20 protein-coding genes and 3 riboswitches are annotated in these 26251 nt (G+C 67.8%); of the genes, 13 read left to right on the top strand and 7 right to left on the bottom strand.

The window, feature by feature from the left end:
* Positions 1 to 40 precede the first annotated feature (40 nt).
* Together AC1D1G_RS11955 and AC1D1G_RS11960 are read left to right on the top strand one after the other, a co-directional pair.
* Entirely contained in the window at positions 41 to 1489 is a 1449-nt protein-coding gene (locus tag AC1D1G_RS11955) for an aspartate ammonia-lyase (protein WP_477952280.1), read from the top strand.
* A gap of 86 nt (positions 1490 to 1575) precedes the next feature.
* Positions 1576 to 2415 (top strand): HpcH/HpaI aldolase/citrate lyase family protein, encoded by an 840-nt coding sequence (locus AC1D1G_RS11960; RefSeq protein WP_477952269.1) that lies wholly within the window; start codon positions 1576 to 1578, stop codon positions 2413 to 2415.
* 18 nt (positions 2416 to 2433) lie between these two features.
* Here AC1D1G_RS11960 and AC1D1G_RS11965 read toward each other — a convergent pair whose 3' ends face one another.
* Positions 2434 to 3324, bottom strand: a complete 891-nt coding sequence (locus AC1D1G_RS11965; RefSeq protein ID WP_477952271.1) for a LysR family transcriptional regulator — start codon at positions 3322 to 3324, stop codon at positions 2434 to 2436.
* 135 nt (positions 3325 to 3459) lie between these two features.
* Here AC1D1G_RS11965 and AC1D1G_RS11970 point away from each other — a divergent pair, with 135 nt between their 5' ends.
* The 3 genes from AC1D1G_RS11970 to AC1D1G_RS11980 are packed head-to-tail and all read left to right on the top strand — an operon-like array spanning position 3460 to position 7717.
* Entirely contained in the window at positions 3460 to 4827 is a 1368-nt protein-coding gene (locus tag AC1D1G_RS11970) for an MFS transporter (RefSeq protein ID WP_477952273.1), read from the top strand.
* Positions 4824 to 6539, top strand: a complete 1716-nt coding sequence (locus AC1D1G_RS11975; protein ID WP_477952274.1) for an acyl-CoA dehydrogenase family protein — start codon at positions 4824 to 4826, stop codon at positions 6537 to 6539. Before AC1D1G_RS11970 ends, AC1D1G_RS11975 begins: the two co-directional genes overlap by 4 nt.
* Positions 6536 to 7717: a CaiB/BaiF CoA transferase family protein gene (locus AC1D1G_RS11980; RefSeq protein ID WP_477952275.1), complete on the top strand. Its 1182-nt coding sequence runs from the start codon at positions 6536 to 6538 to the stop codon at positions 7715 to 7717. The genes AC1D1G_RS11975 and AC1D1G_RS11980 overlap by 4 nt, the downstream gene beginning before the upstream one ends.
* Before the next feature lie 6 nt (positions 7718 to 7723).
* Here the strand turns inward: AC1D1G_RS11980 and AC1D1G_RS11985 are convergent, their stop codons facing one another.
* Positions 7724 to 8419 carry a FadR/GntR family transcriptional regulator gene (locus tag AC1D1G_RS11985; protein ID WP_283332231.1) on the bottom strand — a complete coding sequence of 232 codons (696 nt, stop codon included), beginning with the start codon at positions 8417 to 8419 and terminating at the stop codon, positions 7724 to 7726.
* Positions 8420 to 8615: 196 nt separating this feature from the next.
* Here AC1D1G_RS11985 and AC1D1G_RS11990 point away from each other — a divergent pair, with 196 nt between their 5' ends.
* The 3 genes from AC1D1G_RS11990 to AC1D1G_RS12000 all read left to right on the top strand — a co-directional run bounded on the left by AC1D1G_RS11990 (position 8616) and on the right by AC1D1G_RS12000 (position 12852).
* Positions 8616 to 9980, top strand: a complete 1365-nt coding sequence (locus AC1D1G_RS11990) for an SLC13 family permease (protein WP_477952277.1) — start codon at positions 8616 to 8618, stop codon at positions 9978 to 9980.
* Positions 9981 to 10147: 167 nt separating this feature from the next.
* On the top strand, positions 10148 to 11344 hold the full coding sequence (locus AC1D1G_RS11995; RefSeq protein ID WP_317568658.1) for a CaiB/BaiF CoA transferase family protein: 1197 nt from the start codon (positions 10148 to 10150) through the stop codon (positions 11342 to 11344).
* Complete coding sequence (locus AC1D1G_RS12000; RefSeq protein WP_317568770.1) at positions 11344 to 12852, top strand: carboxyl transferase domain-containing protein; 1509 nt, start codon at positions 11344 to 11346, stop codon at positions 12850 to 12852. The genes AC1D1G_RS11995 and AC1D1G_RS12000 overlap by 1 nt, the downstream gene beginning before the upstream one ends.
* 68 nt (positions 12853 to 12920) lie before the next feature.
* On the opposite strand, the gene AC1D1G_RS12005 is transcribed toward AC1D1G_RS12000, so the two are convergent.
* Genes AC1D1G_RS12005 through gcvP form a run of 5 tightly spaced genes read right to left on the bottom strand, consistent with a single transcriptional unit; the run spans position 12921 to position 20080 of the window.
* The gene (locus AC1D1G_RS12005; RefSeq protein ID WP_317568659.1) at positions 12921 to 14303 is read right to left on the bottom strand and encodes an L-serine ammonia-lyase; all 1383 of its coding nucleotides are present in this window, start codon (positions 14301 to 14303) and stop codon (positions 12921 to 12923) included.
* Between the two features lie 3 nt (positions 14304 to 14306).
* Positions 14307 to 15575, bottom strand: coding sequence for a serine hydroxymethyltransferase (glyA, locus tag AC1D1G_RS12010; RefSeq protein WP_317568660.1), 1269 nt, complete (start codon positions 15573 to 15575; stop codon positions 14307 to 14309).
* Entirely contained in the window at positions 15572 to 15976 is a 405-nt protein-coding gene (gcvH, locus tag AC1D1G_RS12015) for a glycine cleavage system protein GcvH (protein ID WP_317568661.1), read from the bottom strand. Before gcvH ends, glyA begins: the two co-directional genes overlap by 4 nt.
* 37 nt (positions 15977 to 16013) lie before the next feature.
* The gene (gene gcvT, locus AC1D1G_RS12020) at positions 16014 to 17129 is read right to left on the bottom strand and encodes a glycine cleavage system aminomethyltransferase GcvT (RefSeq protein WP_317568662.1); all 1116 of its coding nucleotides are present in this window, start codon (positions 17127 to 17129) and stop codon (positions 16014 to 16016) included.
* Positions 17126 to 20080, bottom strand: a complete 2955-nt coding sequence (gcvP, locus tag AC1D1G_RS12025) for an aminomethyl-transferring glycine dehydrogenase (RefSeq protein WP_411194583.1) — start codon at positions 20078 to 20080, stop codon at positions 17126 to 17128. The genes gcvT and gcvP overlap by 4 nt, the downstream gene beginning before the upstream one ends.
* A gap of 122 nt (positions 20081 to 20202) precedes the next feature.
* Positions 20203 to 20294: riboswitch (glycine riboswitch) on the bottom strand.
* A 284-nt stretch (positions 20295 to 20578) separates the two neighbouring features.
* Between gcvP and lipA the strand changes: the two genes are divergently transcribed.
* The 5 genes from lipA (at position 20579) to AC1D1G_RS12050 (ending at position 26235) form a co-directional block, all read left to right on the top strand.
* Positions 20579 to 21568: a lipoyl synthase gene (gene lipA / locus AC1D1G_RS12030; RefSeq protein WP_477952278.1), complete on the top strand. Its 990-nt coding sequence runs from the start codon at positions 20579 to 20581 to the stop codon at positions 21566 to 21568.
* Positions 21569 to 21602: 34 nt separating this feature from the next.
* Positions 21603 to 22976 carry a dihydrolipoyl dehydrogenase gene (gene lpdA / locus AC1D1G_RS12035; RefSeq protein ID WP_317568664.1) on the top strand — a complete coding sequence of 458 codons (1374 nt, stop codon included), beginning with the start codon at positions 21603 to 21605 and terminating at the stop codon, positions 22974 to 22976.
* A 205-nt stretch (positions 22977 to 23181) separates the two neighbouring features.
* Positions 23182 to 23273: riboswitch (glycine riboswitch) on the top strand.
* Between the two features lie 3 nt (positions 23274 to 23276).
* A riboswitch (glycine riboswitch) is annotated at positions 23277 to 23377 on the top strand.
* 87 nt (positions 23378 to 23464) lie between these two features.
* On the top strand, positions 23465 to 24193 hold the full coding sequence (locus AC1D1G_RS12040; protein ID WP_317568666.1) for a DUF5058 family protein: 729 nt from the start codon (positions 23465 to 23467) through the stop codon (positions 24191 to 24193).
* A gap of 29 nt (positions 24194 to 24222) precedes the next feature.
* Positions 24223 to 24960, top strand: coding sequence for a hypothetical protein (locus tag AC1D1G_RS12045; RefSeq protein ID WP_317568667.1), 738 nt, complete (start codon positions 24223 to 24225; stop codon positions 24958 to 24960).
* A 51-nt stretch (positions 24961 to 25011) separates the two neighbouring features.
* Positions 25012 to 26235 carry an amidohydrolase gene (locus AC1D1G_RS12050; RefSeq protein WP_283351210.1) on the top strand — a complete coding sequence of 408 codons (1224 nt, stop codon included), beginning with the start codon at positions 25012 to 25014 and terminating at the stop codon, positions 26233 to 26235.
* Positions 26236 to 26251 lie beyond the last annotated feature (16 nt).

Consider the following 26251-nt stretch of genomic DNA (forward strand, 5'->3'; position numbering starts at 1 on the left):
GGCGAGTTGGGTGTTGGTGGAAAAGTTGAGCGACAGCGATGTGCGGATCGAGCACGATTCGATCGGAGATCTGGCGGTACCGGCGGGGGCGTACTACGGCGTCCACACCGCCAGGGCGATGGACAATTTCGCGATCACCGGGTCTGCCATCGGTCAGTACCCGGCGCTGGTCGCGGCGTTGGCGACCGTGAAACAAGCTGCCTGCCTGGCGAACCGGGACCTGGGTCTCCTCGATGCCCGGCGGGYCGATGCGATCGTGGCCGCGTGCACGGAGATTCGCGCCGGGGCACTGCTCGACCAGTTTCCGATCGATCCGATCCAGGGCGGGGCGGGCACCTCGTCGAACATGAACGTCAACGAGGTCATCGCGAACCGCGCACTCGAGATCCTCGGATTCGGGCGCGGCGCCTACACCGAACTCGACCCCCTCGCTCACGTGAACCTGGGTCAGTCCACCAACGATGTCTACCCGACCGCGATCAAGCTCGCGCTGGTCGAGCACCTCCGAATGTTGATCGCGTCGCTCGGTCGGCTCGCGGAGTCGTTCGAGCGCAAATCGATCGAATTCGACGACATCGTCAAAATGGGTCGCACCCAGCTGCAGGACGCGGTACCGATGACCCTGGGGCAGGAGTTCGCCGCCTACTCGATCATGCTGAACGAGGACTGCGCCCGGCTCTCCGAGGGAGCGCTTCTGCTGCTGGAATCGAACCTCGGCGGCACCGCCATCGGCACGGGGATCAACGGACATCCCGAGTACTCCGCGCTCGCCTGCAACTACTTGCGCGAGCTGACCGGTGAACCGGTCGTCCCGGCCGGCAATCTGATCGAGGCAACCCAGGACTGCGGAGCATTCGTGCAGGTCTCCGGAATCCTCAAACGTGTCGCCGTGAAACTGTCCAAGACGTGCAACGATCTGCGGCTCACCTCCTCCGGGCCGACCGCCGGACTCGGTGAGATCAATCTGCCTCCGGCCCAAGCCGGTTCGTCGATCATGCCCGGCAAGGTCAACCCGGTCATCCCCGAAATGGTGAACCAGGTCGCGTTCGAGGTGATCGGCAACGATCTGACGGTCACGATGGCCGCCGAGGGTGGGCAACTCCAGCTCAACGCGTTCGAACCCGTGATCGTCTACAGCCTGCTGCGCTCGACGACGCACCTGGCCGCGGCATCGGACACCCTGGCGGTGAAGTGCGTCGACGGGATCACCGCCAACCGCGACCACCTCGAGCGGGGTGTTCGGCGCTCGATCGGCATCGTCACCGCGCTCTCGCCGTTCATCGGCTATGCCGCCAGCGCGGATATCGCCAAGAGGGCGCTGGCGACCGGCGCCTACGTCGGCGACCTCGCCGTCGACGACGGTCTGCTCACTCGCGCGCAGGTCGATGACATCCTGTCCCCCCGGCGACTCGCCGGCCTGCTCACCGCGCCCACCGTGGACAGCGAATTCTCCGCACTCGACCATCTCACCGGTGTCGCCGCGCACTGATCGACGCTTCACAACCAGCACCTCGAATGCAGGACAGCGCAGTCCTCGCCCGAGTAGAAGTCACATCGAGAGGAAACGAGAATCGGATGACCCTCACATCGTCGGCACACGCCGCCATAGTCCCCGCGACACATGCGCGCTCCTGGCTCCTGGTCGCGGGCTCACGTCCGGACGAGTTCGCCGCAGCCACGAACTCGGCGGCTGACGCGGTGATCTTCGACCTCGAGGACGGTGTCGTTCCGTCCTCGAAAACACAAGCCCGCGAGGATGTTGCGCTTTTTCTGGCCGGTGGGGGTACCGGGTGGGTGCGCATCAACGACGTCACCACCGCGGACTGGACCGCTGATCTGGACGCGATCCGGGGGCTCCCGGGACTGAGTGGCGTGATGCTCGCCAAGGCCGAATCTGCGGACCACATCGATCGCACGGCTGCCGAGCTGCCCGGCATCCCGATCCTCGCCCTGGTCGAATCGGCGCGTGGCGTCGAATTCGCTTTCGACATCGCCTCGGCCGATGCCACGACCCGAATTGCATTCGGCACCGGCGACTTCCGCCGCGACACCAATGCGGGCGCCGACCCCGACGCGCTGGCCTACGCACGGGGACGGCTCGTCGTCGCCAGTCGGGCGGCCGGACTCCCCGGTCCCATCGACGGCCCCTGCCTGACAGGCGAACCCGATCTGTCCGAGGCATTGGCCGTCACCAGGTCGATGGGCATGACCGGCAAGCTCTGCATGCATGTCGGCCACACACCGATCGTCAATCGCGAACTGTCCCCGCTACAGAGCGATGTGGCCTGGGCTGCCGAGGTCATCGCACACCTCGGCGCGCAGGGTGAGAACATCGCCGACGGCAGCGATCGCCCGAAGCTCGCGCGTGCCCTGCGAATCACCCACCTGGCCGACGTCTTCTCGGTGTCGGCCTGAGCTTCCCCCGTGCAGCGGCTACCCGACCTCCCCGATAACGTCGCGCAGAACCCGCGTGACCGTCTGCACCGCAGGTGAGGGATTGGAGTCCTGCCAGGCCATGGCGATGGGGAGGGTGGGGGCGTCGCCGGCGATGGGCAGGTATTCGACGCCGTCCATCGTGAGGTGCGCGGTCGAATCCACCACGACGGCCACGCCGACCCCGGCGCCGACCATCGCGAGCAGGCTGTACGGGTCGGGCGCCTCGTGCGCGACGACGGGGGCGAATCCTGCCGCTGCGCACAGGGCGAGCGTGGCGTCGCGGACCACGGAACCGTGTTCGGCGGGGTAGATCACGAACCGTTCGCTCGCCAGTTCCTGCGGCACGACGGCGCCCGCGTCGACGAGACGGTGCCCGGCCGGGACCGCGACCATCAGTGCCTCTACACGCACGGTGTGGGTGGCGAAGCCCCGCGGGATCGGCAACCCCACGATGCCCATGTCGAGGGTTCCGCGGGTGAGGGCGTCGAGCACCTCACCGGAGTACATCTGCGGGCGTAGGTCCAGTTCGATGCCGGGGTAGGCGTCGGCGAGGGAGCGGGCGAGAACGGACAGCACCGTGTAGCCGCCCGCGCCGCCGAAGCCGACGGTGACGCGGCCGGTCTCCCCGGCTGCCGCCGCCTGCGCGATGCCCTTCACGATCCCGACCTGCGCCTCGATGGTCCGGGCCGGACCCACCAGCGCCTCGCCGGCGGCCGTGAGCCGCACGGAGCGGGTGGTGCGGACGAACAGATCGGTTCCCAGTTCCCGTTCGAGGGCCCGCACGGTCTGGCTGAGCGGGGACTGCGCCACGTGGAGACGCTCGGCGGCCCGCCCGAAATGCAGTTCTTCCGCGACCGCGAGAAACGCGTGCAGGTGACGGAGCTCCACGACCCTCCTCGGGACTATGTGTCTGAATCACCTAAACAAGCTGAATTAAGTCTTGGACTCTACACGGAATCCCGACCATAGTGATGCACACCACCTCTGCGTCGGCGTGACGCCCCACGAAAGTCAGGGAGAACCGTGAACCCGAATCCCGGCCGCGACGCGGCACCACCCGAATACAGCACCAAGCAGGCCCGCAAGGCCGGTGTCACCGCGTTCGTCGGCACCACCATCGAGTGGTTCGACTTCTACATCTACGGCACCGCCTCCGCACTCGTGCTGGGCCGGTTGTTCTTCCCCGACGCCTCGCCCGCGGTGGGCACCCTCGCCGCATTCGCGACGTTCGCGATCGGCTTCGTGGCCCGCCCACTCGGCGGGATCGTGTTCGGCCACTTCGGCGACAAGTTCGGCCGCAAGAACGCCGTCATCATCACGCTGATCCTGATGGGGATCGGAACGGTCGGCGTCGGCTGCCTCCCCACCTACTCGCAGATCGGGATCTGGGCGCCCATCCTCCTCGTCGCGCTCCGCGTGGTCCAGGGCATCGCGATGGGCGGTGAGTGGGGTGGCGCCGTGCTCATCGCCACCGAATTCGCGCCACCGAACAAGAAGGTGCTGTATGGCGCATTCGCGCAGCAGGGATCGCCCGTCGGCAATCTGCTCGCGACCCTCGCGTTCCTGGCGCTGACATTGTTGTCGGACAGCGTGTTCGAGTCCTGGGGCTGGCGTCTGCCGTTCCTCGCGTCCGCCGCGCTCGTCGTCGTCGCGCTGTACATCCGGCTGCGGATCTCGGAGACGCCGGAGATGAAGAAGGCCGTCGTCGCCCAGGAGCGCACCCGGATGCCGCTCGTCGAGGTACTGCGCTCGCACCCGGTCGAACTCGCCCTCGGCGTGGGGGCCGTGGTCGCGGGTGTCGCCATCACCTACGTGAAGACCACGTTCGCACTCGCGTGGGCCACCGCCGACCTCGGATTCGACCGCGGGGACTTCCTCCTCGTGATCACGATCGCGCTCGTCGCGCAGGTACTCGTGCAGCCGTTCGGCGCCGTGCTGGCCACGAAAATCGATCCGTCGCGGGCGGTCCGGTGGATGCTGCTGCCCGAACTCGTGTTGCTGCCGTTGATGTTCCTCCTCGTGCAGACCGGGTCGGTGCCCCTGGCGATGCTCGGCATGGTGCTGGCCACCGCGCCGCACGCGATGTACTACGCCGCGCTCGCCGGCATCCTCGCCCAGGTCTTCCCGACCAACGTCCGCTACACCGGAATCTCGCTGTCGTATCAGCTGTCGACGGCGATCTTCGCCGGAACCGCCCCGATGCTCTGCCAGTTCCTGCTCACCCACACCGACTCGATCTGGCCGGTCGTCGCCCTCGGACTCGGTTACGTCGTGCTCTCGCTCGCCTGCATGACGCTGCTGCTCCGCCGCGGGAAAGCCCGCTCGGACCGGGCCGACGCCGAGCCCCGCCCCGAACACACCTCGACCCGGAAAGATGCTGCCCACTCATGAATTTCGCTCACACCGATCCCGCCCTGCGCGCCGTCGTCGACCGGTGGACCGCACCGTCGGACCGCGACAAGCTGAACACCCTGCTCGACCGGCTGGGCGCCGACGCCGGCGACCGGCTCGACGCCCTCGCCGCCACCGCCGACAAGAATCCGCCGGTGCTGCAGCAGTTCGACCGGGACGGCGAACGCATCGACCGGATCGCGTACCACCCCTCCTACCAGGAACTGTGCCGAGCCGCCTACAGCGAATACGGACTGTCGGCACTGTCGCACCGCGGCGGCCTGCACGGCTGGGACGACGTCCCACCGCACCTGGTGAAGTACCTCGCGTCGTACGTGTTCGTGCAGGCCGAGTTCGGGCTGGCGTGCCCGGTGTCGATGACGGATGCTTCCGCCCGCACGCTGCGCATGTTCGGCGACCCGGACGTGTTCGGACCGTGGATCGACGCACTGACGTCGACGGACCCCGACGGCGCGATGACCGGTGCGATGTTCATGACCGAACCGCAGGCCGGCACCGACATCGCCCGCACGGAGACCCGGGCCGAGCGTGACGGCGACGCGTGGCGGCTGACCGGGAAGAAGTGGTTCGCGTCCAATCCCGACGCCGACGTCATCGTGACCCTGGCCCGGTTCCCCGGCGGCGACGACCAGTCCACCCGCGGCGTCGGAATGTTCATGGTGCCCAAGGTTCTGGCGAACGGCGACCGCAACAGCTACACGATCGACAGGCTGAAGGACAAGCTCGGCACCCGCTCGATGCCCAGCGGTGAAGTGTCGCTGGCCGGTGCGTACGCCCTTCAGGTGGGCGAACTCGACCGCGGGTTCCGGCAGATGGCCGAGATGGTGAACACGTCGCGGCTGTCGAACGCGATGCGGTCGAGTGCGCTGATGCGACGAGCCGTGCGGGACGCAGTCGACCACACCCGGGAGCGGGTCGTGTTCGGCAAGGCCCTGTTCGACCAGCCCCTGATGCGGGCAACCCTGCTGCCGCTCGCCCTCGACGCCGAGGCGGCGCTCGCCCTGGTGGCGTACAGCGCGCAGTGTCTGCAGGCGGCGGACGCCGGCGACGACTCCGCGCGTGCCCTGATCCGGGTCCTCACCCCGCTCGCGAAGCATTACATCTGCAAGCGGGCGCGCGTGGTCACCGGCGAGGCCATGGAGGTGCGGGGCGGCAACGGTTACATCGAGGAATGGGCCCACGCGCGCCTGGTCCGCGACGCCCACCTGGGGTCGATCTGGGAAGGGTCGAGCAACGTCATCGCCCTGGACGTGCTGCGGTGCATGCGCAAGCTCGATGCGCATCGCCGGCTGGCGGACACGATGCGCGGCATCCTCGCCGGACTCGGACCCGACTGCGGCACCGGCGCAGACGTTCTCCGCCGACGCTGGGACGACCTGGTCGAGGAAGGCGATCTGCTGGTCGCCGGCGACGACGACACCGCGCAGGCCGGATGCGCGCGCTACGCGAACGAGCTGGCCCGGGCGGCGATGGCCACCCTGCTCTACGACCTCGCCGACTTCGCGATCACCTCGGGCAGCGGCTACCGGTCGCTGCTCGTCGCGAACGCCTACCTGTCCGGCGACACCGGACATCTCCCGGGGGCTGCCCTCGACCACCTCGCTGCCGTCGTCGACGACACCGATGTCACCGCCGATGCCGCTCAGACCGCCGCACCCCGATCCGACTCTGCGACAGGAGTTCTCCTGTGAACACCACCCACACCGGCCCGGCGCCCCTCGCGGGTGTGCGGGTGCTGGACCTCTCGAAGATCCTCGCGGGACCGTACGCCACCATGTCGCTCGCGGACCTCGGCGCCGACGTCACGAAGGTCGAACACCCCGACGGCGGCGACCCGACACGGTCGTGGGGTCCGCCGTTCGTCGGCCCCGACGCCACGTACTACCTCGCGATCAACCGGGGCAAGAAGTCGGTGACCGTCGACCTCAAATCGGAAGAGGGACAGGACGTCATCCATCGCATCCTGGAGGAGACCGACGTCGTCGTCGAGAACTTCAAGCCCGGCAGCGGATTGCAGCGAATCTTCGACTACCGGACGCTGTCCGAGCGGTACCCGCATCTGGTCGTGCTGCACATCTCCGCGTTCGGCGAGGACGGTCCGCTGCGCGACGAACCGGGTTACGACATGATCGCGCAGGCCGCAGGCGGGCTGATGTCTCTCACCGGTGAGCCGGGCGGGGCGCCGATGAAGGCAGGATTCGCGATGGGTGATCTGGGGGCGGCACTCTTCGGTCTGATCGGAGTGCTCGCTGCCCTGGTGGAGCGGTCGCGGACCGGCCGAGGCCAGTACGTGACGACGTCACTGTTCGAATGCCAGCTCGCCCTGCACGTGAACTGGGCGACCAATTACTTCGCGACCGGCGAGCGTCCCGGCGCGCTGGGCTCCGGTCATCCCAATCTCGCTCCGTACCAAGCATTTCCCGCGAGCGACGGATACTTCGTCCTCGCGGTGGGCAACGACACTCAGTGGGGGAGCCTGTGCTCCGCGATCGCACGCGAAGACCTGACGACAGACCCGCGATTCGAGCGCAACCGTGACCGCGTCGCGAATCGCTCCGATCTCGAGCGGGAACTGTCGACGGCCTTCGCGTCGGGAACCGTGGAGCACTGGTGCGACACACTCGCCGCTCACGCCGTGCCCGTGTCACCGATCCGGCACCTCGACGAGATCTACGCCGACCCGCACACTGCGGCACTCGGGATGATCGGCACGGTCGACCACCCGACGCTGGGCAGCCTGCAGCAGATCGCGTTCCCGGTCAGTTTCGCAGGCGAGCGCCCGCGTCTGACGTCCGCGCCGCCGGTACTCGGCGCCGACACCGACGAGATCCTCGGTGCCCACCGGCCGCAGTCGGTGGTCGGCGGGTAGACCCGGTTATCCGCCCTCGCGCAGCAGCGCGACGTCGGACACCATCCGGATGTGATCGGCCATCGCACGGGAAGCGCCCGCGGAGTCCTGGTCTCGAATCGCCGTCGCGATGCGGCGGTGCCCTTCGAGCGAGGCCCGCGGGCGTTCTGCTTGGGACAGGGATTCGATCCGGGTCTCCCGGATCAGCCCGGAAATCTCGTGCATCAGCTTGGCCAGCAGTGACGAGTGCGCCGCGACGGTGATGGCCTCGTGGAACTGTTCGTCGCCGACGACGCCGCGATCGCCGGCGGCGATCTCGGCTTCCATCGTCGCGAGGGCGGCATCGATCGCCGCCATTTCCGCGTCGGTCCGGCGCTCGGCGGCGAGCCCGGCAAGCTTCACCTCGAGTGCCTCGCGGGCCTCGATCACCTCGGGGAGACGATCGGCGTGTTCGCGCAGCGCCTTGACGGCTCGTTCCTCGATGGGGCGGCGGACGAGCACGGCACCGTCCCCGTGCCGGACCGACACCACGCCCTGTACCTCGAGGGCGACGAGCGCCTGACTCAGGGAAGCGCGACTCACGCCCAGTTGAGCGGCGAGTTCACGCTCGGCGGGGAGTCGGTCGCCCGGCGTCATCTCGTGGTCGGCGATATGAGCGCAGAGCTGTTCGACGATCACCTCGTACAGCCGCGGTCGTGCTACCGGACGCAGTTGCTCAGCCACTGGGCCACCCACTCTCCATTCCACTGAAACTACTCCACGGTATCTCGCACAGGCATGTAACCGCATCCACAGTTCCTATTGACAGTGATCCACGACACTGCTTTTATGAAGTGGCTAGGCCAATCTGCCACTGAGTCAATTTGCTCGCCGGCGGCGGTCGAGACCAGTTGCCACTGCCACAGAACCGGAGACTTTCATGTCGACCGAGTTGATCCCCATACTTGCGCTCGCTGTCATGTTCCTGGCGGCGACCGTGCTGCCCGTGAACATGGGCGCTCTCGGCTTCGTTGCCGCCTTCTTCGTCGGAACCTTGTCGCTGCACATGAGCAGCGACGACATCATCGCCGGATTCCCCAGCAGCCTGTTCCTGACGCTGGTCGGCATCACCTACCTCTTCGCGATCGCCCAGAACAACGGGACCGTCGACCTCATGGTCCGCGGGGCGGTCCGGCTGGTCCGCGGACGTGTCGCGCTGATCCCCTGGGTGATGTTCGGGATCACGGCGGTACTCACCTCTATCGGCGCGCTCGGCCCCGCCGCGGTCGCGATCGTCGCGCCGATTGCCCTCGGCTTCGCCGCCCGCTACAAGATCAACGCTCTCCTGATGGGCATGATGGTCGTGCACGGAGCCCAGGCGGGCGGATTCTCGCCGATCAGCATCTACGGCGTCACGGTCAACGACATCGCGTCCAAGGCGGGATTGACCAATAGCCCGCTCACCCTGTTCCTCGGAAGCCTCCTGTTCAACGCCGCTATCGGGGTGCTCCTGTTCGTCTTCCTGGGCGGACGCGACCTGATCGGGCGCAGCGTGCACGACGACGGCGCCGAGGACACGGTAGGAAGCGGCGCCGGTGGTTCGGGCGGAGGAGTGCCCGCGACCGGAGGCGACTCGGGGTCCGGAGGGGCCACCGCGACCAAGGTGCGCCCGACGCCGGCCCTCGCGGGCGCACCCGCACGCCCCGGAGTCACATTCGATCAGGCCCTCACTCTGGTCGGTCTCGCCGCGCTCGCGGTGTTCTCGCTGATCCTCGACCTGGACGTGGGGTTCATCTCGATGACGGTGGCCGTCGTCCTGGCGCTCGCCTCGCCGAAGGCGCAGAAGGGTGCGATCGCGCAGATCAGCTGGTCGACGGTTCTGCTCATCGGCGGCGTGCTCACCTTCGTGGGGGTCCTGCAGGAGGCGGGAACCGTCGAGTACGTCGGAAACGCGGTGGCCAGCCTGGGGATGCCTCTTCTCGTCGCTCTTCTGCTCTGCTACATCGGGGCCATCGTCTCCGCATTCGCGTCGTCCACGGCGATTCTGGGAGCGACCATTCCGCTCGCCGTCCCCTTCCTCCTCGCCGGCGAGGTGGGCGCGGTGGGCGTCATCGTCGCGCTTGCCATCTCCTCGACCATCGTGGACGTAAGCCCGTTCTCGACCAACGGAGCGCTGGTCCTCGCGAACGCACAGAATGTCGATCGAGACCGTTTCTACAAGCAGATCCTGAAGTACAGCGCCCTCGTCGTGGCCATCGGGCCACTCGTGGCCTGGGCGATTCTCGTGGTGCCCGGCTGGCTCTGACGGCCGGCGGGGAGGCGACCGGCCCGCCTCCCCGCGTCGTTGCATCGACTTTTCACCTCTTGACATCGGCCGAATCAGATGTTTCATTTAATTGGCTAGTCCACTAGGTCACTGCACCAACAGTCCAGCTCTCGCGGCTCTCGCCAGGAAGTAACGGGTGGTTTCACATGTCCACGAACACGATGGAGCGCACAGGTCCGCTGCAAGGAGTGGTCGTCGTCGATCTGACCCGCGCACTCGCGGGCCCCCACGCGGCGATGATGCTCGGCGACCTCGGCGCCGACGTCATCAAGATCGAGACCCCGCACGGCGGCGACGACACCCGCGGATGGGGGCCGCCCTTCGTGAACCCTGCTGACGCCAAGCGGGAATCGACGTACTTCCTGTCCGCGAATCGGAACAAGAAGTCGATCACCCTCGACCTCAAGGCCGAAGACGGACGGGCCACCCTCGAATCCCTCGTCCGGCGCGCCGACGTCCTCATGGAGAACTTCCGCACCGGCGTCCTCGACCGCCTGGGATTCACCACCGAACGGCTCGCGGAGCTGAACCCGCGCCTGGTCGTCCTGTCCATCAGCGGTTTCGGTCACGACGGACCCGAAGGCGGACGCGCGGGGTACGACCAGATCGCGCAGGGCGAGGCCGGACTGATGTCGCTGACCGGCCCCAATCCCGACGACGTCCAGCGCGTCGGCGTGCCCATCGCGGACCTGCTCGCCGGCATGTACGGGGCGTTCGGCGTCGTCGCCGCCCTGCAGGAACGTGAGCGCACCGGACGGGGCCGCGTCGTGCGAACGTCGTTGCTGGCCAGCGTCGTCGGCGTGCACGCCTTCCAGGGGACGAAGTGGACCGTCGCCGGCGAGGTCGGTGAGGCGCAGGGCAACCACCATCCGTCGATCTCGCCCTACGGGCTGTTCCGCACCGCCGACGGCGCCGTCCAGATCTCGGTCGGCAGCGAAGGACTGTGGAAGCGGTTCTGCGCGGGCTTCCACCTCGATCCGGAAACCCCCGGAATGGCCACGAATCCCGAACGCGTCGAGAACCACAAGCAGGTCCTGGAACTGGTCGAGGACGCGTTCGGCGCGTACACCAGCGACGAACTTCTCATCGAACTCGACCGCATCGGGGTGCCCGCGGGACGCGTCCGGACGATCTCCGAAGTCTACGAATGGGAGCAGACCAAGTCGCAGGGACTGCTCGTCGACGTCGACCACCGCACACTCGGCAACATCACGCTGCCGGGCCCGCCCCTGCGGTTCTTCGAACCGGACGGCACCGAGGTCACCGAGACCCGGCACACCGCACCACCGGTCCTCGGTGCGGACAACGACACCGTGCTGTCGTGGCTGAAAGAGTGCAGCTGATGGCTCGCCTGACCGCTCCCGAACTGCTCGACCTGGTAGTCGACGCCGGCACGTGGGAGTCGTGGGACACGCCCCCGATCCAGGTCGCGGCGGACCCCGAGTACGCCGACGAACTTCTTCGCGCACAGGAGAAGACCGGCCTCGACGAGGCGGTGCTGACCGGAGTGGCCACCATCCGTGGCCGCCGAACGGCAATCCTCGTCTGCGAATTCGGCTTTCTCGGCGGCTCCATCGGAGTGGCCGCAGGCGAGCGTCTCGTCGCCGCGATCCGGCGCGCCACGCGCGAACGCCTTCCGCTGCTCGCCCTGCCCACGTCCGGTGGCACGCGAATGCAGGAGGGAACCACCGCGTTCCTGCAGATGGTCAAGATCACGGCGGCGGTGATCAAGCACAAGGAGGCGCACCTGCCGTACCTCGTCTACCTGCGGAGCCCCACGACCGGCGGAGTGTTCGCGTCCTGGGGGTCGCTGGGGCACGTCACCATCGCGGAACCCGGAGCGCTCGTCGGTTTCCTCGGACCGCGCGTGTTCGAGGCGCTGTACGAGTCGCCGTTCCCGGCGGGGGTCCAGACCGCCGAGAACCTGCACGCGCACGGACTCATCGACGCGGTGCGGCCGCCGGATCAGCTCGCCGAGATCGTCGACCGCGCGCTGCGCATCATAACCTCCAGCCGTGCCTGCCGGCCGGCGCTCGCCGACGCCCCCGTGCCCGAGAGTCTGCCGGACGTCCCCGCGTGGGATTCGGTGGTCGCCTCGCGCCGCGAGGACCGGCCCGGTGTGCGGGAGGTGATGTTCCACTCCGCGTCGGATGTTCTTCCGCTCAACGGAACCGGTCAGGGTGAGGTCGATCCGGGCTTGATCCTCGCTCTCGTCCGGTTCGGTGACATGCCGTGCGTCCTGCTCGGGCAGGACCGTCGAGGGCAGACCACGCGGTCGCCACTCGGCCCGGGCGCTCTGCGGGAAGCCCGCCGGGGAATGCGGCTGGCGGCGGAACTGAATCTGCCGTTGGTGACGGTCATCGACACCGCGGGCGCGGCGTTGTCGAAGGAGGCGGAGGAAGGCGGTCTGGCCGGTGAGATCGCCCGCTGCATCGCCGATATGGTCTCGCTGGACGTCCCCACCATCTCCCTGCTGCTCGGGCAGGGCACCGGTGGCGGCGCGCTCGCGTTGATCCCGGCCGATCGGGTGCTCGCGGCCCAGCACGGCTGGCTGTCGCCCCTGCCGCCCGAAGGTGCGAGCGCGATCCTGCACCACGACATCGCACACGCTCCGGACATGGCCGCCCGGCAGGGAATCCGGTCGTCCGATCTCCTCGCGAGCGGCATCGTGGACGAGGTGATTCCCGAATTACCGGACGCGGCAGACGAATCCACGGCGTTCTGCACCCGGGTGGGTGCGGTACTCCACCGCGAACTGTCGCTCCTCGATGCGGCAGACACCACCCAGCGACTCTCCGACCGTGCGGAGCGATTCGACCGAATAGGTCTGTTGCAGCCCGCACATGCGTGACCGCGGTGCCGGGGATCCCGATCGGATCCCCGGCACCGCGTTCATTCACTGGCCCTAGAGGACTTACGTCAGCATTCGACGAGGTTCACCGACACGTTCACGGCGAGACCGCCGGTGGAGGTCTCCTTGTACTTCGAGCTCATGTCGGCGCCGGTGGCCCGCATCGTCTCGATCACCTGGTCCAGGCTGACTCGGTGGGTGCCGTCGCCGCGCAGCGCCATCCGGGCGGCGTTGATCGCCTTGCCCGCCGAGATGGCGTTGCGCTCGATGCACGGAATCTGCACCAGGCCGCCGATGGGATCACACGTCAGACCGAGACTGTGTTCCATCGCGATCTCCGCCGAGTTCTCCACCTGCTGCGGGCTGCCGCCGAGGATCTCGGCGAGCCCGGCGGCGGCCATGGACGCCGCGGAACCCACCTCGCCCTGACAGCCCACCTCGGCCCCGGAGATCGAGGCCCGTTCCTTGTACAGGGATCCGATTGCGCCGGCCGCCAGCAGGAATCGCACCGTCGTTCCGTCCGGGTCGGCCTTCCCGGCGGGGGTGTAGTGCAGCGCGTAGTGCAGGACCGCCGGGATGATGCCGGCCGCCCCGTTGGTGGGGGCGGTGACGATCCGTCCGCCGGACGCGTTCTCCTCGTTGACGGCGAGCGCCACCAGGTTCACCCAGTCCTCGGCGAACGCGGGATCACGACCCGGATCCTCCTCATTCAGCCGCTCGTACCAGCCGCGGGCGCGGCGGCGTACCCGCAGACTGCCGGGCAGGTACCCGTCCCGGCTGATTCCGCGTTGCTGGCACTCGACCATCACGTCCCGGATGTGCAGGAGCCGCGCCCGGACCTCCGGCTCGGGCCGGAGGGCGCGTTCGTGCTCGAGCATGACCTCGCTGATCGTGAGACCGTAGTGCTCGCTGAGGGCGAGCAGTTCGCGCGCCGACCCGAACGACAGCGAATTCGCGCCCGCGTCGACGGGCAGCTCCGGTTCGGCGCCGGTGACGACGAATCCGCCGCCGATCGAATAGTACGTCTGCGCGTGCAGTTCACGGCCGGTCACGCCGGTGGCGGTGAGGGTCATTCCGTTGGGGTGAAAATCGAGGACCGTCAACGGGTGCAGCACCATCTCGTCCTCGGCGAGCGGTATGTCGGCGGTCCCGCCGAGGCGGATCCGCCGACTCGCCCGCACCTCGTCGAGTCGCGTCTCCATCTCCTCGGTGGCGATGGTTTCCGGCCGATACCCCTCGAGGCCGAGGAGGATCGCCGACATGGTGCCGTGGCCGGCGCCGGTGGCCGCGAGCGATCCGTACAGATCGACACGGACACCGGCGACGTCCCCGAGAAGGCCGAGTGTGTCGAGGTCGCCGACGAACGTGCCCGCTGCCCGCATCGGCCCGACCGTATGCGAACTCGAGGGTCCGATACCGACCGAGAACAGGTCGAACACACTGATCGTCACGAGTTACAAGCCCGGGTAGAGCGGGTACTTGTCCGCGAGCACCCGGACCTGGGCGGCCAACCCGGACGTGTCCGCGTCGGCGGGCGCGACCAGTGCCTGGGCGATCAGGTCGGCGACCGTCACGAAGTCGTCGCGGCCGAAGCCGCGGGCGGCGAGTGCGGGCGTGCCGATGCGCAGACCGGACGTCACCATCGGCGGCCGCGGATCGAACGGGACGGCGTTGCGGTTGACGGTGATTCCGATCGCGTCGAGGCGGTCCTCGGCCTGCTGCCCGTCGATGGCGGCATCCCGCAGATCGACCAGGACGAGGTGCACGTCCGTGCCGCCGGTGAGGACGCTGATTCCGGCTTCCTTGACGTCGGGTCGGCTGAGCCGTTCGGCGAGGACCTTCGCACCGTCGAGGCAGCGTTCCTGACGCTCCGCGAAGTCGGGTTCGGCCGCCATCTTGAATGCCGTTGCCTTGCCTGCGATCACGTGTTCCAGTGGGCCGCCCTGCTGGCCGGGGAACACCGCGGAGTTGATCTTCTTCGCGATGGCGGCGTCGTTGGTCAGGATGATGCCGCCGCGGGGTCCGCCGAGGGTTTTGTGCGTCGTCGACGTGACGACGTGTGCGTGCGGGACGGGGGACGGGTGGAATCCGGTGGCGACCAGACCCGCGAAGTGGGCCATGTCGACCATCAGGTACGCGCCGACCTCGTCGGCGATTTCCCGGAAGCGGGCGAAGTCCAGGTGCCGGGGGTAGGCGGACCAGCCGGCGATGATCAGTTGCGGCCGGTGCTCGCGTGCCGCCTTCGCCACCTCGTCCATGTCGATGCGGTAGTCCTGCTCGGACACCCCGTAGGCGGCGACGTTGTAGAGCTTGCCGGAGAAGTTGAGGCGCATGCCGTGCGTGAGATGGCCGCCGTCGGCGAGGGACAGTCCGAGGATCGTGTCGCCCGGTTTGATCAGCGCGTGCATCACCGACGCGTTCGCGGTGGCACCGGAATGCGGTTGCACGTTGGCGTATTCGGCGGCGAACAGCGCCTTGACGCGGTCGATGGCGAGCTGCTCGATCGTGTCGACGTGCTCGCAGCCGCCGTAGTAGCGCCGGCCCGGGTACCCCTCGGCGTACTTGTTGGTCAGCACGGACCCCTGCGCCTGCATCACCGAAAGCGGTGCGTGGTTCTCCGACGCGATCATCTCGAGGCCGGTGCGCTGGCGCCCCAGCTCCTTGCCGATCAGTGCGGCGACGTCCGGATCGAAATCCGCGAGATCGCGGTTCAGGACGCTCATGCCTGCACCCCGTTCTTCTCGGCATACTCGGCCGCGGTGAGGAGCTCGCCGGCGGCGGACGGCTGGACGGCGAACAGCCAGCCCTCGCCGTACGGGTCGGCGGTGACCAGTCCCGGGTCGTCGACGGCGGCGGTGTTGATCAGGGTGACCCGGCCGCTCACCGGCGGATACAGCTCGGACACGGTCTTGGTCGACTCGACCTCGCCGCACGATTCGCCGGCGACGATGGTCGCACCGACCTCCGGCAGGTCGACGAAGACGAGCTCGCCGAGCGAGTTGACGGCGACCGAGGTGATGCCGACGCGGACCGGCTCGTCGGGGAGCGTGGCGCCCGGCTCGATCAGGACCCACTCGTGATCGTCGGTGTAGCTGCGGTCGTCAGGGAAGGCGTGCGAAGACATGTGTGACCCTTTCGGGGCTGAAGTGGGTGGGAACGGCTCAGGAGCGGCGGTAGAACGGCGACGGCGTGACCACGAACGGTTCCTTCTTGCCGCGGATGTCCACGGTGAGTTCGGTGCCCGGTTCGCGGAACGCGACGTCTACGAACGCGAGCGCGATCGGATGCCCGAGCGTCGGAGACAGCGCCCCGGACGTGATGGTGCCGACCGCCGATCCGCCGGACGCGTCCAACACGGTGTACTCGGCGCGGGCGGCCCGGCGGCCGCTTCCGGCGAGGCCGACGAGCACCCGCTGCGGAGACTGATCCGACAACTTCTGCAGGGCATCGCGGCCGACGAATTCCTTGTTCAGCCGGACCACCTTGCCGAGCCCGGCCTCGTACGGATTCGTGTCGAGGTTCAGTTCGTGGCCGTACAGCGCCATTCCGGCCTCGAGGCGGAGGGTGTCGCGGCAGGCGAGGCCGGCGGGGACGCCGCCGCGGGTCGTGGTGGCGTCGAGCAATGCGCGCCACAACGGCACGGACAGCTCGTTCGGCACGTACAGCTCGAAGCCGTCCTCCCCGGTGTACCCAGTACGGGCGAGGAGGACGTCGATGCCGGCGACCACCGCGCGCGTGACCGCGTAGTACTTCAACTCCGCCACAGTGTCGACCTGCTCGGCGGGAACGAGGGACTGCACGATGCCCTGCGCGGCCGGTCCCTGCACCGCGATCAGTGCGGTCTCCGCGGACTGATCGTCGACGTTCGCGGAGAAGCCCTCGACGCGTGCCGCCAGTTCGCGGTGCACCGTCGGCGCGTTGGCCGCATTGGCCACCACGAGGAAATGCTCGTTGGCGAGACGGTAGACGACCAGATCGTCGATGACTCCGCCGTCCGCATTGCACAGGAGGGAGTACTTGGCTCTGCCGACGCCGATCTTCGAGAGTTCGCCGGCCAGAGCATAATCCAGGACCGCTCCGGATTCGGGTCCGGTGACCGCGATCTCGCCCATGTGCGAGAGGTCGAACAGTCCGGCGGTCTTGCGGACGGCGTGGTGCTCGGCGAGTTCGCTGTCGTACTTCAGCGGCATCTGCCAGCCCGCGAAGTCGGTGAAATGGGCTCCCAGCGCGCCGTGCTCGCCGAGCAGCGGGGACGCGGGCGTCGTGGTGAGGGTCATGCGAAGGCCTCCTCGGGGGTCTCGGCGATGGCCGAAGTGTCGATGTCGGTGGTGTTCTCGAAGGCCTCGGGCGCCGGGCACGAGCAGACGAGGTTGCGGTCGCCGTGGACGCCGTCGATGCGACGCACCGGGGGCCAGTACTTGGCGGCGCGAAGCGACGCGACGGGGTAGGCGGCGAGGTGGCGGGGGTAGGGCAGGTCCCATTCGTCCGCGGTCACCTGTTCGGCGGTGTGCGGGGCCTGACGCAGTGGGCTGCGCTCGAGCGGCCACACGCCATCGCCGACCAGGTCGATCTCGCGGCGGATGGACACCATCGCCTCGATGAAGCGGTCGAGTTCGGCCAGGTCCTCGGACTCGGTCGGCTCGACCATCAGGGTGCCGTTGACGGGGAACGACAGGGTGGGCGCGTGGAAGCCGTAGTCGATCAATCGCTTCGCGACATCCTCGGCGGTGACGCCGGTCAACTTGGTGATGGGCCGGAGGTCGAGGATGCACTCGTGTGCCACCAGACCGGACGGGCCCGTGTAGAGGACCGGGAAATGCCGATCCAGCGACCGGGCGACGTAATTGGCTGCGAGCACCGCGGTTTCGGTGGCGCTCGTCAGCCCGTCCGGTCCCATGAGTGCGATGTACGCCCACGTGATGGGCAGGATGCCGGCCGATCCGTAGTTGGCCGCCGACACCGGGGTGCCGAGGTCGTCGCCGCCCAGCGGATTACCGGGCAGGAACGGCGCCAGATGCTCGCGCACCGCGACAGGCCCGACACCGGGACCACCGCCGCCGTGCGGGATGCAGAACGTCTTGTGCAGGTTCAGGTGTGACACGTCGCCGCCGAACTTACCTGGCTGTGCGAGGCCGACCAGCGCATTGAGGTTCGCGCCGTCGACATACACCTGCCCGCCGGCCTCGTGCACCAGATCGCAGACCGTCCGCACGTCGCTCTCGTACACGCCGTGCGTGGACGGGTAGGTCAGCATGATCGCGGCCACCGCGCCCTCGTGCGCCGCGATCTTCGCGCGTAGGTCGCCCACGTCGATGTTGCCGTTCTCCGCGGTCGCGACGACGACGACCTTCATGCCCGCGAGAACCGCGGACGCCGCGTTGGTGCCGTGCGCGGACTGGGGGATGAGGCAGACGTTGCGTCCGAAGTCGCCGCGGGATTCGTGATAGCCGTGGATCGCGAGCAGCCCGGCCAGCTCGCCCTGGGATCCGGCGTTGGGCTGCAACGAGACCCGGTCGTAGCCGGTGATCTCGCCGAGCCAGCGTTCCAGGTCGGCGACGAGCTCGAGGTAGCCGGCCGTCTGCGCGACCGGGGCGTACGGGTGGATGGACGCGAACCCGGGCCAGCTGATGGGTTCCATCTCGACAGCGGAGTTGAGTTTCATCGTGCACGATCCGAGCGGGATCATGGTGCGGTCGAGCGCGAGGTCCTTGTCCGACAGTGTGCGCAGGAAGCGGAGCATCGCGGTTTCCGAGCGGTGATCGTGGAACACAGGGTGCTGCAGGTAGTTCGACGTCCTGGCGAGTGCCGAAGGCAGTTCGGCCGCCGCGACGGTCGTCGGCTGCGCACCGAACACGGCGACCACCCGCCGGACGATGTCGTCGGTGGTGCACTCGTCGCAGGCGATCGCAACGTGATCGGCGTCGACGAGGCGGAGGTTGATGCCGTCCCGATCGGCCGACTCCACGATCGCCCCGGCACCCGCCGGGACCCGCACGAGAACCGTGTCGAAGAAGCTGTCGTGGACGATTGTGTGACCGGCGGCGCGCAGGCTTCCGGCGATGGTCGTCGCGTGGTCGTGCACCCTATTTGCGATGGCGCGCAGCCCTTCCGGACCGTGGTAGGCGGCGTACATCGCGGCGACGTTCGCAAGCAGTGCCTGCGCCGTGCAGATGTTGCTGGTCGCCTTGTCACGCCGGATGTGCTGTTCGCGGGTCTGCAGTGCCAGCCGGTAGGCGGTCTTCCCGTCGACGTCGACGGACACTCCGACGAGACGGCCGGGCAGCATGCGCTCGAGCCCGCCGCGCACGGCCATGTAGCCGGCGTGCGGTCCGCCGAAGAACAGGGGCACACCGAAACGCTGCGCCGACCCGACGGCGATGTCGGCGCCCTGCTCGCCGGGCGGCGTCAGGATCGTCAGCGACAGCAGGTCCGCCGCGACCGTGGTCAGCGCGCCGCGCGCCTTCGCCGCGGCGATCATCGGAGCCAGGTCGCGCACCGCGCCGCTCGCACCGGGCGCCTGGAAGACCACCCCGAACATGTCACCGTCGGGCAGCTCCCCGGACAGTTCCGCGACCACCACCTCGATGCCCACCGCCTTCGCTCGTCCCCGGACGACGGCCAGCGTCTGCGGCAGGCAGTCTGCGTCGAGGACGACGCGGTTGGTGGCGGGCTTCGACTTGTTCGCGCGTCGCATCAGCAGCACCGCCTCCATCACGGCGGTCGCCTCGTCGAGCAGCGAGGCGCCGGCCAGGGGAAGGGCGGTGAGATCCTCGATGACGGTCTGGAACGTCAGCAGCGCCTCCAGCCGGCCCTGGGAGATCTCCGGCTGGTACGGGGTGTAGGCGGTGTACCAGGCGGGGGACTCGAGCATATTCCGCCGCAACACCGCAGGCGTGATGGTGTCGGAGTATCCGAGGCCGATCATCTGGACGCGGGTCTCGTTGCGCTCCGACAGTGTGCGCAGGTCGGCGAGAACCTGCTGCTCGGACCTCGCCGTCGGCAGATTCAAGGGCTGTGAACTGCGGATCTGCTCGGGCACCGCGCTGTCGATCAGGTTCGCGAGACTGTCGTAACCGAGGGCGTCGAGCATCCGCCGCGACGCGGAAGCGTCAGGACCGATGTGGCGGGACGGAAAGTCGCTGGTGAGGGGCACGCCGTGGGTGGCGGTGCGGGGTTCTGCTGGCACGAGGTGACTCCGGTTTCGTTGAGTCCGGACCGCACCGGACATCGACAAGGGGGCACCTCCCCGCTCTGTCCTGAAACCTGAGAGTTTGGGCGCACCGCAACTACGGCAAGCTCTTCACCTTCGGTAAGTTCCGGCCGTGCGGCCGATACTTTCTCCAGAGTTGCCTCTGCGCTGCGGTACTGGGGCCTGAGAGATTCCCGGGGAGGAAGTTGCTCCTACGGCGCCTCCGAAACGGAGGTTCTCCCGCTGCGCGTCAACGGCGTCTTCAGTTGTGATTGGCCAAACAGTACACAGACGCCGCGGGTTTGTCTCCTCGGACCGACGGTGTTGCCAAAAGTCCTCGTCGTTTGGCATCCTCGATGCATCTTCGCTCCGACGTGACCGCACACGCCGGACGATGAGAGCCCAGATGCCCGCAGCCGCAACGGTTGTCGAAGTGTGCTCGCGCTCCCTAATCGCCTGCCCCGGTTCCGCGCTGTCCACCGCGCGGGTCCGACGACGCATACCGACCGGTTTCGACCGGCCCTAGGAGTTCCCCCCATGACTGCACAGCCTGAGTCACCCCCCGTCGCTCCGCTCGCCCCTGAACGATTCCCCGTCGCTCCGCTCGCCCCTGACGGCCGCCGACTGCTCCGCCTCGAAGTCCGCAACGCTCAGACCCCGGTCGAACGCAAACCGTCGTGGATGAAGGTGCAGATGCGGACAGGCCCCGAATACCGGGACCTCGCCGCCCTCGTCGAACGCGAGAACCTGCACACCGTGTGCCAGGAAGCGGGATGTCCCAACATCTTCGAATGCTGGGAGGACCGAGAGGCGACCTTCCTCATCGGCGGAAGCCAGTGCACCCGGCGGTGCGACTTCTGCCAGATCGACACCGGCCGGCCCGCCGCACTCGACCGGGGCGAACCCAGGAGGGTCGCGGAGTCGGTGCAGACCATGGGCCTTCGGTACGCCACCGTCACCGGGGTCGCCCGCGACGATCTGTGGGACGGCGGCGCCTGGCTGTACGCGGAGACGGTCCGGCAGATTCACGAACTGTGCCCGGGCACTGGCGTCGAACTGCTGATCCCCGATTTCAACGCCGATGCCGCGCAACTACGCAAGGTGTTCGACACCCGCCCGGAAGTACTCGCGCACAATGTGGAGACTGTTCCCCGGATATTCCGTCGTATCCGCCCTGCCTTCACGTACGAGCGGTCCCTCGAGGTGATCACACGGGCTCGGGAGGACGGCCTGATCACCAAGTCGAACCTGATCCTCGGGATGGGGGAGACCACGGACGAGGTGATTCAGGCCCTCCGGGACCTGCACGCGGCCGGCTGCCAGTTGATCACGATCACGCAGTATCTGCGGCCGTCGGCCCGGCACCATCCGGTGGCACGGTGGGCGACGCCGGACGAGTTCGTCATGCTCGACGGGATCGCCCGCGAGATCGGCTTCCTCGGCGTCCTGTCCGGTCCGCTCGTGCGCTCCTCCTATCGGGCCGGCCGCCTCCACGCGGAGGCCGTCGCCGCAACCGCAGTTCACTGAACCCCACCCTCTTCCGTTCCAGCAAGGAGTTCCCATGTCCCACCGATCTGCAGATGTCGTCATCCTCGGCGGCGGTTCCGGCGGCTACGCGGCCGCCATCCGCTCGGCCGAACTGGGCCGTTCGGTCATCCTCGTCGAGGAGAACGAACTGGGCGGCACCTGCCTGCATCAGGGGTGCATTCCGACGAAGGCGCTGCTGCACTCCGCCGAGGTCGCGGACAGTGCCCGCACCGCCTCGCAGTTCGGTATCGACGTCACGTTCGACGGTGTCGACCTCGAGAAGGTCCTGAGCTACCAGAACACCATCGTCACCCGACTGCACAAGGGACTGCAGGGCCTCGTCGACTCGTACGGCATCACCGTCGTCAACGGCCGCGGCCGGTTGGTCGGACCCAACGGAGTGGAGGTCGACGACGAGCTGATCACGGGCGCCGCCGTCGTCCTGGCAACGGGGTCGTCGCCGAAGACGCTGCCCGGCATCAGCATCGGCGGCCGGGTCGTCACCAGCGACGAGGCTCTCGTGTTGCCGTCCGTCCCGAAGAAGGCGATCATCCTGGGCGGCGGCGTCATCGGCGTCGAATTCGCCAGTGTCTGGGCGTCGTTCGGTGCGTCGGTGACGATCGTCGAGGCGATGCCACGGCTGGTGCCGAACGAGGACGAGACGATCTCCAAGTACCTCGAGCGGGCATTCCGCCGCCGCAAGATCGCCGCGAAGACAGGTGTGCGGGTGACGGAGGTGACGCAGGACGAGGACGCGGTGTCCGTCACCCTCGACTCCGGCGACGTACTCGACGCCGACGTCCTGCTGGTCGCAGTGGGGCGCGGACCCAACACCGCGTCCATGGGGTACGAGGAGACCGGAGTGATGCTCGACAAGGGCTTCGTGGTGACCAGTGATCGACTGCGCACCACGGTCCCGAACGTCTTCGCGGTCGGCGACATCGTCCCCGGGCTCCAGCTGGCCCACCGCGGGTTCCAGCAGGGCATCTTCGTGGCGGAGGAAATCGCCGGGCTCCGTCCCGAGGTCATCGACGAGACCGGCATCCCGCGGGTCACCTACTCCCACCCCGAGGTCGCGTCCGTCGGGTTGACCGAGACCGCGGCCCAGGAGAAGTTCGGCGAGACCGTCGAGACCGTCACCTACGACCTCGCCGGCAACGGCAAGAGCCAGATCCTCAAGACGTCGGGGGCGGTCAAACTCGTGGTGGCGCCGACCGGGGTCGTCGTCGGCGTGCACATGGTCGGCGACCGTGTCGGTGAGCTGATCGGTGAGGCGCAGCTGCTCTACAACTTCGAGGTCGACGCCGCGCAGGCGGCGAAGTTCGTGCACGCCCACCCCACGCAGGGCGAGGCGCTCGGTGAGGCACTGATGGCAGTGGCCGGCAAGCCACTCCACGTCCACGGCTGACCCCCATGTGAGTGGCAAAGTGTGCTGGCGCACGCTTTGCCACTCACATGGGGTGTTCGGCATGCGAACGCGCACTGGCGATTTCCGACCAGGAACTGCTGTGAGTTAACACGCCGGAACGGTGAAGTCATGCTTTCGTAATACGTCTGCGGAACAGTACGTCTCGAGTCAGTTCGATTCGGAACCATCTCGATGGTTTCTCCCTATGAACCTGGCTGGAGAGTTCCGGGACCGTGTCCCGGGCGCCGAAGGAGCAAGTACCCACAAACTCTCAGGCACCAGGACAGTCAGGGTCGGGAACTCTGGAGAGCAGCGTGTCGGCTGTAACGGCACGTTCACCGACGGGGCACGATGACCACTCGCACGAGTGTGTCTCCAAACTCTCAGGTTACGGAACAGAGCGGGTGTCAGCCGAGGTGATCCACCGGATCACCCTCACATCGCTCGAGCAATCGGTTCACCGGTTGCTCACTCTCCCTGGGAGATTCATGAATGTGACTGCTAGTGGGGCATCCACGGACATCATGGCTGTCGCCAACTCGCCAGTTCTCTGGGTGGCCGTTGCCGGCATCTTCGTCGTCATAGTCGTGCAGTCGGCGATCTACATGACCGCGGTCCGCAAGGTGGCACCCGTCGCGGACATGTCGCCGGAAGACATGAAAGTCTCGTTCCGCTCCGGCGCCGTCTCGGCGATCGGACCGTCCCTGGCGGTCTGCCTCGTGGCGATCGCCCTGCTCGCCCTCTTCGGCACGCCCGCCGTCCTGGCCCGCATCGGCCTGATCGGTTCCGCCGCGTACGACGTGTCCGCGGCCAGCATCGCCGCCGACTCCATGGGCGCGAAACTCGGTACCGACACCTACACCCAGAACGTCTTCGTCGTCGCATTCTTCGCGATGAGCATCGGCGGCGTGATGTGGATGCTGTCCGCGCTCGTCCTCACCCCGCTGCTCAAGCGGGGTGACGCGAAGATCCGCACGGTGAATCCGGCGTTGATGGCGGTCGTTCCGTCCGCGGCCCTGATCGGCGCGTTCGCGTCGCTGGGCTTCCAGGAACTCACGAAGTCCAGCTATCACATCGTTGCGTTCGCCGCCTCCGCGGTCGCAATGGGGATCTGCCTGTTCGTGGCCCGGACGTTCGGCAAGGGCTGGCTCCGTGAATGGGGGCTGGGCATTTCGATCCTCGTCGCCCTCACCGTCACCTACCTGGTCACCTCCTGATTCACGACACGCACGGAAAGGACTTTTCGATGACTACCGACGAAGCCGTAACGGTGTCCACCGGCGCGCGTGAACTCGCCGAGTTCGACAAGACGACGTCCCGCTGGGGTCGGATCACGATGATCGTGGGGCTGCTTTTGTCGATCGGTGCGCCCCTGTACCTGGTGTTCTCGGGTGAGGTAAACGTCACCGCAGGCCAGTTGTGGACCGCGTTCGCCGCGGTGGCCGGGACATTCTTCATCATCTGGCTGGTCGAACCCCTGACCTATTTCCCCATCCTCGGCCCGGCCGCGATGTACCAGGCGTTCATGATCGGCAACATCGCGAACAAGCTGTTGCCGGCCGCGCTGATCGCGCAGACGAACATCGGAGCCAAACCGGGAACCAAGCGGGCCGAACTGGCTGCGGTCCTGGCGATCTGCGGCGCCGCGATGGTGCACCTCGTGTCCCTGGCCGTGTTCGTGGGGCTGCTCGGCACCTGGCTGATCAGCGTGATTCCCGCCGACATCGTGACCGTCACCCGTTCCTACATCCTTCCCTCGGTCCTGGGGGCGGTCCTCGTGCAGGCGATCGTGTCGATGAAGCAGCCCCGGGCCACGGTGGTCGCGCTGCTGGTGGCCGCGGTCGTCACGTTCGTCGTGGTTCCGGCGATGCCGAGCCTCGCGCTGTCGTCCACCGCCATCGCGGTGATCGTGACGGCGGTCCTCGCCTGGTTCCTGCGGAACAAGAACGACCAGAGCCCGGCCGAGCTCGCGACCATCGAGTAAGAATCGATACGCGGAGATATCTCACCTTCACCTGATTCGAAAGAAGGCTCCATGACCGACCTGCCGATTGCGCTCACCGACGAGCTGCGGACGAAGATGCACGACCTCTACTACCACCTGCACGCGCACCCGGAACTGTCCATGCAGGAACACAAGACCGCCGAGCTGATCCAGAGTTCCCTCGTCGCCCTCGGGATCGACACGTTCGTCTGCGGCGGCACCGGAGTGGTCGGTGTCCTGACCAACGGTGAGGGCCCCACGGTGGCCTTCCGCGCCGATTCCGATGGGCTGCCGATCGCGGAAGACACCGGCGTCGACTACGCCAGCGCCGCCACCGGACACCTCGACGACGGCACCGAGGTGCCGGTGATGCACGGCTGCGGCCACGACACACACGTGGCCACCCTGCTCACCGTCGCCGAACTGCTCGCAGGCGCGCGGGAGGCGTGGGCCGGAACGATCGTGTTCCTCTTCCAGCCCGGCGAGGAAACGGCCGCCGGGGCGAAGGCGATGGTCGAGGACGGCCTGTGGGACCGGGCACCCAAGCCGGAGATCGTCTTCGGGCAGCACGTCGGGCCGATGTTGGCCGGCACCGTGCACGTCACGAGCGGCGACGCGATGGCCATGGCCGATTCGCTGAAGGTCACCGTCTACGGCCAGGGGTCGCACGGCTCCCAGCCCCAGGATTCGATCGACCCGATCATCCAGGGCGTCAACATGATCAACCGCATCCAGACCATCGTGTCCCGCGAAGTTCACCCCATGAAGCCGGCGGTCGTCACAGTCGCCACGTTCCATGCGGGGCTGAAGGAGAACATCATCGCGGACCGGGCCGAGTTCACGATCAACGTGCGCACCCTCGACCCCGAGGTGCGTGAGCAGGTCAATGCCGCGCTGCGCCGCATCATCTACGCCGAGGCCGACGCGTCCGGGGCGCCGAAGCCGCTGATCGAGGAGCTGTACACGTTCCCGCGCAACTACAACGATCCCGACGCCACCGCCGAACTCGTCGCCGAGCTGCAGAAAGTGCTGGGCGAGAACAACGTCACGCCGTCGTCTCCGATGATGGGCTCGGAGGACTTCGGTCTGCTCGCCGAGGCGATCGGCGTGCCGTCGGTGTTCTGGATGTTCGGTGGCCACACCGCGGAGACCCTCGAGAGCGGAAACCCTGTGCCGGTGAACCACTCACCGTTCTTCGCCCCCGTCGCGGAGCCCACCCTGTCCACCGGCGTCCAGGCGGCGATGACGGCGATCCTGTCGAAGGTCGGGATCTAGGCCCTCCGGGCCGGTG

The organism is Rhodococcus sp. P3_B8, from assembly GCF_056402775.1.

Bases quoted from the DNA above. Each gene is read 5' to 3' on its own strand.
- gcvP (WP_411194583.1), bottom strand. From the start codon at position 20,080: ATGTCCGGTGCGGTCCGGACTCAACGAAACCGGAGTCACCTCGTGCCA.
- lpdA (WP_317568664.1), top strand. From the start codon at position 21,603: ATGTCCCACCGATCTGCAGATGTCGTCATCCTCGGCGGCGGTTCCGGC.
- AC1D1G_RS11995 (WP_317568658.1), top strand. From the start codon at position 10,148: ATGTCCACGAACACGATGGAGCGCACAGGTCCGCTGCAAGGAGTGGTC.
- AC1D1G_RS11990 (WP_477952277.1), top strand. From the start codon at position 8,616: ATGTCGACCGAGTTGATCCCCATACTTGCGCTCGCTGTCATGTTCCTG.
- AC1D1G_RS11975 (WP_477952274.1), top strand. From the start codon at position 4,824: ATGAATTTCGCTCACACCGATCCCGCCCTGCGCGCCGTCGTCGACCGG.
- AC1D1G_RS12040 (WP_317568666.1), top strand. From the start codon at position 23,465: ATGAATGTGACTGCTAGTGGGGCATCCACGGACATCATGGCTGTCGCC.
- gcvH (WP_317568661.1), bottom strand. From the start codon at position 15,976: ATGTCTTCGCACGCCTTCCCTGACGACCGCAGCTACACCGACGATCAC.
- AC1D1G_RS11960 (WP_477952269.1), top strand. From the start codon at position 1,576: ATGACCCTCACATCGTCGGCACACGCCGCCATAGTCCCCGCGACACAT.
- gcvT (WP_317568662.1), bottom strand. From the start codon at position 17,129: ATGACCCTCACCACGACGCCCGCGTCCCCGCTGCTCGGCGAGCACGGC.
- AC1D1G_RS12050 (WP_283351210.1), top strand. From the start codon at position 25,012: ATGACCGACCTGCCGATTGCGCTCACCGACGAGCTGCGGACGAAGATG.
- AC1D1G_RS12045 (WP_317568667.1), top strand. From the start codon at position 24,223: ATGACTACCGACGAAGCCGTAACGGTGTCCACCGGCGCGCGTGAACTC.
- AC1D1G_RS12000 (WP_317568770.1), top strand. From the start codon at position 11,344: ATGGCTCGCCTGACCGCTCCCGAACTGCTCGACCTGGTAGTCGACGCC.
- lipA (WP_477952278.1), top strand. From the start codon at position 20,579: ATGACTGCACAGCCTGAGTCACCCCCCGTCGCTCCGCTCGCCCCTGAA.
- glyA (WP_317568660.1), bottom strand. From the start codon at position 15,575: ATGAGCGTCCTGAACCGCGATCTCGCGGATTTCGATCCGGACGTCGCC.